The organism is Croceibacter sp. (genome assembly GCF_002716225.1).
Lineage (GTDB): Bacteria > Bacteroidota > Bacteroidia > Flavobacteriales > Flavobacteriaceae > Croceibacter > Croceibacter atlanticus.
In genome coordinates this window covers 503408-515662 of sequence record NZ_PAZX01000013.1, presented here as the reverse complement: position 1 = coordinate 515662, position 12255 = coordinate 503408, and the positions used below count along the sequence as shown (strand labels likewise).

The following is a 12255-nucleotide window of genomic DNA, read 5'->3' as shown; positions in this document are numbered from 1 at the left end:
AAGCGGTAAAGATAACGTTATTATCTGTGATGCTATTTTAAAAGCAGATTAGCTTANACTATTAATTTATTTTAGTGCGCATATTTACATCTTCGTAATTGCGTTTCACAAACTCTAAAGCTGTTTTTAATATTTGCCCCATAGATCTTGCNCGTTTAAACTTAACATCCTTTGTGAAATCTAAAAGCTCTTTTCTAAGTTTATGTACATGTTCTTTGTTAGAAATGTTATCACTGTTTATACATCTCATAAGCTCTCTATAGCGGCCTTTAGATAAGATGATTCGTTTTGCTATAAGGGAACGTTCTTCCTTAATATATTGCTCTATAGAGGTGTTTTCAAGATGGTCTGTCACCAGTTCAACCATTGTGAAATTTTCTTTGAAAAACTGTGGTCTATACACTTTAAGTTTGCCTTCAAAGCATTGTTGGTCAAAATCTATAGCGCGAATTTGGTATTCTACGTGATCAAAATCGTGAGTTGGTACAATTACATAATTATAACTTCTCATATCGCCAAGCAACCTAATCATGCAGCGCTCATTAAATTTTACAAACTGTTTTGCAATTTGTGTTTTTGCGCGATCATCACATTCCGGAAGCTCATTCTGTATAAAAACATCTCCAGGAATTCCTGCAATGTGTTCTTCAATTAAGGTNTCCTTATANACTAAAAATGTAATTCGATGAGGAGANAGAAGGTGTTCAAACTCTAGCCCGTAAATTCTAGAGGCATCTGCCTTCTTTACATAAAAGTATGTAAAACTATCATTTAAAACATTTCTAATCTTAATTCTAAATGGCTTAGAGTTTCCAAACGTACAATAATCTATAGCATCGATATTTAAATATTGAAAGGAGTCGTCACTACCATCAGAATGTAAGATGGTGTAAATTTTCTTTAAACTTTCATCTATGCTATCACGTTCATAATCTGCGTAATAGCAACGTACCCAATAGGTGTCTTCGTCGTGTTGGTCATAGACAACAACACTCCCTTGAAACCTTAAAAGATCATCATAAAACACAGGAATCTTTATGCTTCTGCTATACTTTTCTAAATACGCCTGTAGCTTTTCGTTTATAGGAAACGTAGGCTTTTTCTTAGACATTAATTTTTCCTCTACCATCTTGAAATAATACGATTAATTCTTTTAAATATCAATACTTAAATAATAAACTAATGCTAATAATCTTGTACGGAATCTCTTATTATAATTTTGCTGAGGCGTTATAATTTCTTGTAGTTTTACCTAAAACCTTACTTGTAACAATTTAACAAGTAGGACGTCATACAGTTAAACCAACCTATATTATTTTGGAAACAATTCTTAAACTTAACAATCTCACCAAGCATTTTGGACCTGTAAAAGCAGTAAACGATTTATCTTTTACAATTGAAAAAGGTAATGTGTATGGTATACTAGGCCCAAACGGAAGCGGAAAATCTACTACTTTGGGTATCGTGCTAAATGTTGTTAATAAGACTTCTGGAGAGTTTCAGTGGTTTGATGGTAACATGACAACACATAATGCCTTGAAGAAAGTTGGAGCAATTATAGAACGTCCTAACTTTTACCCTTACATGACTGCAAAACAAAATTTAGAACTGGTTTGTAAGATTAAAAATGTAGAGCACGCAAATATTGATGAGAAGCTTGAAATTGTTGGCCTTCTAGACAGAAAAAACAGTAAGTTTAGCACCTTTTCTTTAGGTATGAAACAACGTCTTGCAATTGCATCTGCGTTATTAAATAATCCTGAAATTTTAATTTTAGATGAGCCAACTAATGGATTAGATCCTCAAGGAATTCATCAAATACGAGAGATTATAAGAAAAATAGCATCTATGGGCACTACCATTTTACTGGCGTCTCATTTATTAGATGAGGTTGAAAAAGTATGCTCTCACGTGGTTATAATTAGAAAAGGCGTAAAACTTTACTCTGGACGAGTAGATGAAATGAATGCAAGTCACGGATTTTTCGAACTTAAAGCAGAAGATACTACAAAGCTTGAAACTTTCTTAAAAACTAACACAGCTTTCGGCTCAATAAAGAAAGAAGAAGGATTGCTTATAGCATTCCTAAATGAACCGATGGAGTCTTTTGAGTTTAATAAATTATGCTTTGAGAATGGTATAGTGTTATCTCACTTAAATAAAAGAAAAGAAAGCCTAGAAGAACAATTCCTACAATTGACAAACCAAATTAGCTAAACCACATGTTACGACTTTTAAATATTGAATTTCAAAAATTAAGATATAGCAAAAGTGCACGTGTCTTAAGTATCATCTATTTTATATTAATCACCTTTATAGCATTAATAGCTTCAATTGAGTTTAATTTCGGAAATGTAAATTTTAGAATTGCAGATCAAGGAATTTTCAATTTTCCATTTATATGGCATTTTAACACTTACATAGCTGCATTGCTCAAATTGTTTTTAGCAATTGTAATTGTATCTATGATGAGTAATGAGTATAGTAACCGTACCTTAAAACAAAACCTTATTGATGGGTTGAGCAAAAAGGAATTTGTGCTGTCTAAATTTTATACAGTATTGGTGTTTGCCTTAATTTCAACTGTATTTGTATTCTTGGTATCTGTTGTTTTAGGAACTTTCTTTTCAGACTATACAGAGTTTAGCATCATTATAAGAGATATGGATTACCTACTGGCATATTTCTTTAAGCTCACTGCATTCTTTTCTTTTTGTATGTTTTTAGGCGTATTGGTTAAGCGTTCTGCTTTTGCATTAGGATTTCTTTTCGTGTGGTGGATAGCAGAAAGTATTATCTATGCTTTATTGAAATTTCAGGTTTTTAAAGGTTCAAACACAGCAGAGTCTATAGTTCAGTTTTTTCCTTTAGAGGCAATGTCTAATCTAATAAAAGAGCCATTCTCGAGACTAGGAGCAGTTCAATCTGCAGCCAACCAGTTAGGAGAAGCGTTTACCAAAGATTATGATATTCACTGGTATCAAATTATTATAGTATCTGTTTGGATATTCTTATTTGTATGGATGTCTTTAGGATTACTTAAAAAGCGAGACCTATAAACGTAATTATTTGATATATTTGGAAACTTGCTATGAAAAAATATATCTTAATTTTATGCTCCTTATTTTTAGGGGTAACTCTGCATGCCCAAGGTGAGGCAAATAACTGGTACTTTGGTGGTAATGCTGGAGTTACATTTAATACTACACCACCAAGTGCACTAACAGATGGAAGATTGGTAACCACCGAAGGGTGCTCAACCATATCAGATGTTAATGGAAATCTTCAATTTTATTCTGATGGGCGTTCTGTATGGAACAGAAACCACCAAAAGATGTCTAATGGAGACTACAACACTGGACAAGGTTTATTAGGAGATCCTTCTAGTACTTCGAGTGCCTTAATAGTACCGCATCCAGGTTTAGATGGTATTTATTACATTTTTGCTGTAGATGAGCCTCATCACGACAACGCAGCTGCATTTCCAGGACAAGGTCCAGCACTCCAAAATGGTAACCCTACTGGAGACGGTAATTATACAGATGTAAATGATGGTGTTCCAAATATAGATGATGGGTTTAATAATGGATTTACATATTCTGTAGTAGATATGTCTTTAAATAATGGATTGGGAGATGTTGTAGCTTCAGAAAAAAATATTCAGTTAGAAACCTTCAATCCAAATTTTAATAATCAAGCCAAATTTAAATGTTCAGAAAAAGTCACTGCTGTAAGAGGTGCAGTTTGTGGTGAAGTTTGGGTAATTACACATTTTATAAATAAGTTTTACGCTTTTAAGGTAGACTCAAGTGGTCTGGATACTACTCCAGTAATTTCAGAAGTAGGTCCAGCTGTTACAACATCAAATTACAGAAGAGCAGCTTTGGGTTATATGAAAGCTTCTCCAGATGGAAACCGTATAGCAGTTGCGCATAATACATTTACTTATTTTCCTCCAAATGTTTCAGATGAAGGTGATGGTGGTGTGTATTTATATGATTTTGATAGAAATACAGGTGTAGTTTCTAATAATCAGGAGTTATATCAAGGTGCTTCAGCATATGGAGTTGAGTTTTCAGCAAACTCAGAACGACTTTTTGCCTCAATGAGCTCACCAGAATTATTTTCAACCTTACACCAATGGGATTTAACAGCTTCTAATATTCCGAATTCAAGAGTTGAGTTGTTTGGACCTTCTGGTGGTGGTTCTTTATTTTCTATGCAATTAGCGCCAAATGGGAAAATTTATGTGTCTTCATTCGGCTCAAACAATTTAATGGTTATTAATAACCCTGAAGAATTAGGGAACGATGTAAATTTTGCAACAGATGTGTCTGGTGGCGCAATTAACCTTCAAGGAGGTGAAGCTAGGCTAGGACTGCCACCGTTTATACAGTCTTTTTTAACGAGCAAAGTAAATATAATTAACAACACAGCCTCAACAGATGATACTGAGGAGCATTTAGAGTTATGTGAAAGTGATAACTACACACTTGTAACAGAAAATATTCCTGGTGTTAATTATGTCTGGTATAAAGACGATGTTTTAATTGCTGGAGAGACAGATAATACTTTGCAAATTTCCAGACCAAATAATGGCGAAACCTTACCTTATACAGAAAATTACAGATTAGAGATAGACTTAAACAATGGCGATTGCCCATTGTTTGGTGTTGCAGAAGTTACCTATTATGAAACTCCTGAAGCTACTATGCCTATGGGTATAAGTTTGTGTGATGAGGATAATGATGGCCAGGAACAATATAATTTAGGTGCTCAAAATGCAGAGATTTTAACGGGACAAACAAATCCTAACTTCTTGGTGACCTACCACAGTAATCAAGCAGATGCAGAAAATGGTTTAAACCCTATTAATACAAATTATACAGTATCAGAAAGCTTGCAAACTATTTATGCAAGAGTAGAAAACACTAATAACAGAAACTGTTTTGATACTACAAGTTTTGAAATTGAACTATTCTCAATTTCTCAGTTTGGAGATGACGAAGAGATAATCTATTGTTTAGAAGATTTACCAGAACCAGTGCAACTTAACTCTGGTATACCAGTTTCCGAGATACAAGATTATTCATTTGTATGGCAGCCAAGTAATGAAACAACACCTTCTATTTCTACAACAGAGTTGGTAACTCATACAGTTACAATCACAAACACGATTACTGGTTGTAGTTATGAAAAAACATTTACTATTACCGCTTCAAACCAAGCGCAAAACATCACGTTCGAGATTTCAGACTTTAGTGAGCAAAATACAATTATGGTCAACTTGGGAACAGAAAGTGTAGGAGACTATGAGTTTGCACTAAACTCTGAAAGTGGTCCATTTCAAGATGACCCAACATTTACAAATGTGCCACCAGGTTTTTATGACATCTTTGTGAGAGATAAAAATGGTTGTGGTGTTAGCGCTCGGTTAGATATAGGTGTTCTAGGTTTTATGACATTCTTTACGCCTAATGCAGATGGTTTTAATGATGTGTGGAGACTAGTAGGTGTATCAAGACAACGCGAAGCCAATGCCAGAGTAAATATTTTTGATCGCTACGGTAAATTGCTAAAATCTTTTGCTGCAGGAACAGGTTCCTGGAACGGTAATTTTAATGGTAATCCTATGCCATCCGGAGATTATTGGTTTCAAATTATTTTAGAAGATGGTACACAATACAGATCTAATTTTACTCTAAAACGTTAACTTTATAGACCAATTTGGTCTATGAGGTACATCTTAACTTTCTTAGTATTAGTTTCTTTAATGTCCAATGCGCAAGATATATCCTTGTTGCAGCAACTTAATGGGCGTTATGACTATTTAGCTATAGGAAATACCATGAACCAATTTGAAAATGGTGCTAATGGTGTTTGTGTTATTAATACAGAATCTTCTGCAACTCTAACAATAAATGATTCTTCTCAAATAATAGCGGCGTACTTATATTGGGCTGGTTCTGGTAGTGGTGATTTTAACGTAATGCTTAACGATATTGAGATAACTGCAGAACGTACGTTTAGTGATTCCCTAGATGCTACTCGGGAGTTTTTTGCTGCATTTGCAGATGTATCAGATCAAATAATTAATACGGGAACAGGAAACTATACTTTAAGTCAATTAGATCTTACTGATGCTATAGGACCATACTGTTCCTCAGGAACAAATTTTGCTGGTTGGGCAATAGTTGTGGTGTATGAAAATGATGTATTGCCATTAAATCAAGTAAATATTTATGACGGATTACAAAGTGTCCCAGATGAGCTCACCATAACACTTAATAATTTAAATGTTTTAGATAACGAAGGTGCAAAAATAGGTTTTGTAGCTTGGGAAGGTGACTCGGCTTTAGCGGTAAATGAATCTTTAAGGATAAATGGAAATGTAATAGGTAATCCACCACTAAACCCTAGTACAAATGCTTTTAATGGCACAAATAGTTTTACGGGAAACCAAGATCTATATAATATGGATATAGATGTATATGACCTGCAGAACAATATAGAAATAGGGGATCAAAGTGCTGAGATTTCTCTTACTAGTGGTCAAGATTTTGTGATGATTAATAATGTTATTACAGTATTAAACAGTCAGCTGCCAGAAGCTACAATAGCAATAAATACTATTAGTCGAGACTGTTTTTCTAGAGTTGTGAATCTTAATTACACGGTTTTTAATAGCAATAGTACAGATGTTCTGCCTGCCTTCACACCAATTGCTTTTTATATAGAAGATGAGTTGGTGGCAACATCTGAAACCCAAAATAACATTCCTATTGGTGGTAGTGAAACATATTCAATTTCTGTTATGATTCCTGAAAATACCCCAAACACTGCTACTGTAATTGCATCTGTTGATGATAATGGTTTTGGTGAAGGTACAGTTACAGAAAGTAATGAGCTAAATAATATAGATGAAGCACCTTATGAGTTATTGCTACCTGCAATAGTTACAGAAGCATTAGATGTAGAGTTATGTGATTCAGGACAAACCGTGTTTTTAGATATTACACAACAAGAAATAGATGTGATAGGAAATCAAAGCAATGTTGAGGTAACTTATTATTTAACTTTAGAAGATGCTGAAGCTTCTACTAATGCTATTTTAAACCCTTCAGATTTCGAAATAACAGAATCTTTGCAAACCATTTTCTATAGTGTTTTTTCTGTTAGTGACCCAACGTGTGCCATTACTTCAAGCTTTCAAGTGTCTGTTGTGGAGCCACCAGTACCTGTTGCAATACAAGATGTAACAAGTTGTGATTTTGAGAATGTTAATAGTGTGGCTTTTAATTTTAGTGCAATTCAAATGCAAATAGAGAATGATAATCCCAATGCAGTTGTGTCTTTTTATACTTCACTAGAAGATGCAGAACAGGAAGAAAATGCTATAGGTCTTAATCCAACGTTTCAAACAGAAACATTACCACGTACAGTATATGTTAACATTACTAATCCTAGTTTTGAGAATTGCTCTGTTATTGAAACTTTTAGGGTTACTACAGAAAACTGCGATATAGATGTGCCTACAGGATTTTCGCCAAATGGAGACCAAACCAATGATACGTTTACGATAGCCGGATTAGACAATTTCTACGAAAACTATGAGCTAAGAATTTATAACCGTTGGGGAACGCTGGTGTATAAAGGAAATAAAAGCACAGCAGATTGGGACGGCTTTAGCAATCAGCCTTCAATAGGTAAAAAGAGTTTACCAGTTGGCACCTATTTTTATTGGCTACAATTAGACCCAGAAAAAACAGATACTAAAGTTGGTTGGGTGTATTTAACCCGATGATTAATGATTATAATCTCCTGTTAAATTGCATAGAATCTACATTCTAGGTTGTATTTTTGCAAAAAAAAATTGAAAGTGCCCAATAAATTATTTCTTTTTATTTGTGCCATTTGGTGTCTAGGTTATGCCAATGCGCAAAATATTAGTGTAGATGCTCAGTCTTTTACATCGCAACAGTTAATTGAAGATGTGTTGGTAGGTATGGGTTGTGTGGAAAATGTTCAGGTAACCAATACGGTAAGTGGTCAATTTTCACAAGATTTAAGCTACGGTTATTTTCAAAATAATGGTGGCAGTTTTCCTTTTGAGGAAGGTGTAGTTTTAAGTACAGGCAGGTTAAATAATGTGCCAGGTCCAAATACCACATTAAGCGATGATGACGCAAACGGCTGGAATGGTGATCAAGATCTTGAAGATGCCCTTAACATTAATAATACAATTAATGCCACTGTAATAGAGTTTGACTTTACGCCATTGTCAAGTAGCTTAAGCTTTAGGTATATTTTTGCTTCAGAAGAATACAGGGCAAACAATTCATCAACATGTAATTTTTCAGATGCTTTCGGATTCTTAATAAGACCTGTTGGCGGTCAATATGAAAACATTGCGTTAATTCCTGGAACAAACACACCTGTCCTAGTGACTACTGTAAGGCCAGAGATTATAGAAAATGGAGAACAAGCCTGTCCTGCAATTAATGAACAGTTTTTTGGAAGTTTTAACGGCAACAATGCACCTATAAATTTTAATGGACAAACAGCTGTACTTACTGCAGAAACAGATGTTGTGCCAAATACACAATACCACATAAAATTAGTAATTGCAGACGAAGGTAATTTTAGGTTTGATTCTGCTGTATTTCTTGAAGCTAACAGCTTTGGGTTAAACGTAAATTTAGGACCAGACTTGTTAATTTCTAACAATATGGCATTGTGTACAGATGAAGAAACAACTTTAACTGCTATTGAGGCGCCACCTGGAGAAACTTATACATACAGATGGTTTCAGGATAATATATTACAACCAGAAGTCTCTAATGAATTTTTAGTATCGCAACCTGGTACCTATCGTGTTGAGGTTAGTATTGGTAATGGGTGTTCACAAGAAGACGAAATTATAGTCGAGTATGATACGCCTCCAAACGTTGAAAATGCTACACTTACAGAGTGTGATGTTAATGCAAATGGTATTGCTGTATACAGTTTGTTTAGCTCAGAGCCACAAGTTATAAATGGAGATAATAGCCTTCAAATCACAATGTTTTTTCCAACATTGGAAACTGCAGAAATGAATAGTGGTCAAATTACAAATCCGTCACAATACGAAAACTCTACACCAAACGAAATTGTATATGCTCGTGTAAGAAATCAATCTGGTTGTGTGTCTATTGCAGAAGTATTACTAACCACAACACCAGCAACAACAGTGCCGCCACAAGACTATGAAGTATGTGGAGAAAACGGTTTTTCTGAGTTTCAGATATCCGAGATAGACGCGTTGTTTGATGCCGAAACAATGCCAAACACTACCTATAGTTATTTTAGGACGACAGATGATGCTGCAAGTGGTACAAACGAGATAACTACGACAACATTTATAAATGAAACTGCAAACCAGCAAACTTTAATTGTTGTAATAGAAAATGCAAGTGAGTGTTACGAAAATTCACAAGTCACTTTATTCTCAAGAGATACACCTATCTTAATAGATGATGAAATTTTGCCGTTATGTGCAGACGGTCAAACACCAAGTGTAATGTTGGATGCTGGAGTTGTACAGGCAAATGCAAACGCAACATACAAATGGTCTAACGGTGCTACAACACCAACGATATCTGTAACAGATGCTGGAGATTATACTGTTACGGTAACAAATACATATGCTAGTGGATTAAGTTGTGCTGCAACGCGTACAATATCAGTTGTAGAAGGTTCTACTGCACAAATCTCAATTTCTTTAAGTGGAGGTTTCCCTAATCAAACGGTGACGGTTAACGCACAAGGGCAAGGAAATTATACCTATGCATTGGATAATAGTAGTGGACCGTATCAGGAATCTAATGTTTTTGAAAATGTTGAACCTGGACAACATACCGTATTTGTGAGAAGTGAGTTTTGTGGAACCACACCGTTTACTTTTGGAGTGCTTAATTTTCCAAAATTCTTCTCGCCAAATGGTGATGGTTTTAACGATGTATGGAGTGTGCTAAATGCAGATAGAAATAATCCAGTAGTGAAGCATATCTATATTTTTGATAGATATGGTAAATTGTTAACTACCCTAAACTCTGCAGCATCTGCTTGGGACGGTACGTTTAATGGCAAGGCTTTGCCTGCTTCAGATTACTGGTTTTTAGCAGAATTTATAGATGGCTTCCAATACCGCAGTCATTTTAGCTTGATTAGATAATCTTTTCTGTAATTTTAAGATATGAAGTTTACAATAGAATCTGAGTACAAGCCAACAGGAGATCAACCTGGTGCAATAAAACAATTAGTGTCTAATATTGAAGAAAATGAACAATATTCTACATTGCTTGGTGTAACAGGTTCGGGTAAAACATTTACCGTTGCAAATGTTATAAAGGAAGTGCAACGCCCAACATTAGTTTTGGCGCACAATAAGACATTGGCAGCACAATTATATTCAGAGTTTAAAAGCTTTTTTCCGCATAATGCAATTGAGTACTTTGTTTCGTATTATGATTACTACCAACCAGAAGCTTTTATACCAACATCTGGAACGTATATAGAAAAAGACCTTTCAATTAATGAAGAAATTGAAAAGTTAAGACTAAGTACAACCTCTTCATTATTATCTGGCAGGAGAGATGTGCTTGTGGTAGCTTCAGTTTCTTGTCTGTATGGTATTGGTAATCCGGTTGAGTTTCAGAAAAATGTTATTTCTATTAAAAGAGATCAGCAAATTTCTAGAACAGAATTGCTCAAGAAGTTAGTACAAAGTCTTTATAGTAGAACAACTGGAGAATTTAATCACGGTAACTTCAGAATTAAAGGAGACACATTAGATGTTTATCCAAGTTACGCAGATGATGCGTTTCGAATACATTTCTTTGGAGATGAAATAGAAGATATTGAGCAGTTTGATGTGCAGACAAATACTGTTATAGAAAAGTATGAGCGCTTAAATATATATCCTGCCAATATGTTTGTGACCTCGCCAGATGTTTTACATAAAGCAATAGACAACATAGCGTTAGACTTAGGAAAACAAACCGAATATTTTAAAGACATAGGGAAACACCTAGAGGCAAAACGTCTTGAGGAACGTACTAATTTTGATCTTGAAATGATTAAGGAATTAGGTTACTGCTCTGGTATAGAAAATTATTCGAGGTATTTAGATGGCAGAGAACCCGGAACACGACCATTCTGTTTGTTAGATTATTTTCCGGAAGATTATTTAATGGTTGTAGATGAAAGTCACGTTACTATTCCGCAAGTACATGCAATGTATGGAGGTGATCGTAGTCGAAAGGAAAACTTAGTAGATTATGGTTTTAGGTTGCCTGCTGCTTTGGATAACAGACCTTTAAAATTTGAAGAGTTTGAAGCATTACAAAATCAGGTGATATATGTGAGTGCTACGCCAGCAGATTATGAACTACAGAAAACAGATGGTGTTTATGTTGAGCAAGTTATTAGGCCAACAGGATTATTAGATCCAATTATTGAAGTGCGCCCAAGCTTAAATCAAATAGATGATTTAATAGAGGAGATTCAAACTCGTGTAGATAAAGATCAGCGTACATTAGTAACCACGCTTACTAAGCGTATGGCAGAAGAGTTAGTGAAATATTTAACTCGAATAGATATACGCTGCAGGTATATACATAGTGATGTAGATACCTTGGAGCGAGTAGAAATAATGCAGGATTTACGAAAGGGTATTTTTGATGTTCTTGTAGGTGTTAATCTTCTTAGAGAAGGATTAGACTTGCCAGAAGTGTCTTTAGTAGCAATTTTAGATGCAGACAAAGAAGGGTTTTTGCGTAGCAACAGATCGCTTACCCAAACTATTGGTCGTGCTGCAAGACACTTAGAAGGTAAAGCTATTATGTATGCAGATAAGATTACAGACAGTATGCAAAAAACAATAGATGAAACCGAATACCGCAGAACCAAACAAATAAACTACAACACCAAGCACAACATTACACCAACTGCTCTTAAAAAAGGTATAGATAGTGCATTGGCAGGTAAAAAAGTAGAACCTTATAAATTTGAAAAAGCACCGACTTTAAAAGCTGCGGAAGAAGAAGTGGCTTACTTTACAGAAGATCAGCTAGACAAGCGCATAAGAGAGGTTAGGAAAGCAATGGAAAAAGCTGCTAAAGAATTAGATTTTATTGAAGCCGCTAGGTTTAGAGATGAAATTAAAATGCTGCAGCAGAAAAAAGAGAATCAAAAAGTTTAGGTTTGTACCTTACT

General features: G+C 34.9%; 7 protein-coding genes. 6 read left to right on the top strand and 1 reads right to left on the bottom strand.

The annotated features are described in order from the left end of the window. Positions 1-61: 61 nt before the first annotated feature. Positions 62-1129: a hypothetical protein gene (locus CL818_RS12160; protein ID WP_286973183.1), complete on the bottom strand. Its 1068-nt coding sequence runs from the start codon at positions 1127-1129 to the stop codon at positions 62-64. A 188-nt stretch (positions 1130-1317) separates the two neighbouring features. On the opposite strand from CL818_RS12160, the gene CL818_RS12155 reads away from it, so the two are divergent. From CL818_RS12155 to uvrB, 6 genes are all read left to right on the top strand, one after another. Beyond that, positions 1318-2217 carry an ABC transporter ATP-binding protein gene (locus CL818_RS12155; RefSeq protein ID WP_013186971.1) on the top strand — a complete coding sequence of 300 codons (900 nt, stop codon included), beginning with the start codon at positions 1318-1320 and terminating at the stop codon, positions 2215-2217. 5 nt (positions 2218-2222) lie between these two features. Then, entirely contained in the window at positions 2223-3059 is an 837-nt protein-coding gene (locus tag CL818_RS12150; protein ID WP_219359696.1) for an ABC transporter permease, read from the top strand. A 32-nt stretch (positions 3060-3091) separates the two neighbouring features. Continuing rightward, positions 3092-5713, top strand: coding sequence for a T9SS type B sorting domain-containing protein (locus CL818_RS12145; protein ID WP_272973427.1), 2622 nt, complete (start codon positions 3092-3094; stop codon positions 5711-5713). A gap of 21 nt (positions 5714-5734) precedes the next feature. After that, positions 5735-7804, top strand: a complete 2070-nt coding sequence (locus CL818_RS12140; protein WP_272973428.1) for a T9SS type B sorting domain-containing protein — start codon at positions 5735-5737, stop codon at positions 7802-7804. 75 nt (positions 7805-7879) lie between these two features. Next, complete coding sequence (locus tag CL818_RS12135) at positions 7880-10213, top strand: choice-of-anchor L domain-containing protein (protein WP_272973429.1); 2334 nt, start codon at positions 7880-7882, stop codon at positions 10211-10213. Positions 10214-10234: 21 nt separating this feature from the next. Next, positions 10235-12241: an excinuclease ABC subunit UvrB gene (uvrB, locus tag CL818_RS12130; RefSeq protein ID WP_013186976.1), complete on the top strand. Its 2007-nt coding sequence runs from the start codon at positions 10235-10237 to the stop codon at positions 12239-12241. Positions 12242-12255: the final 14 nt, after the last annotated feature.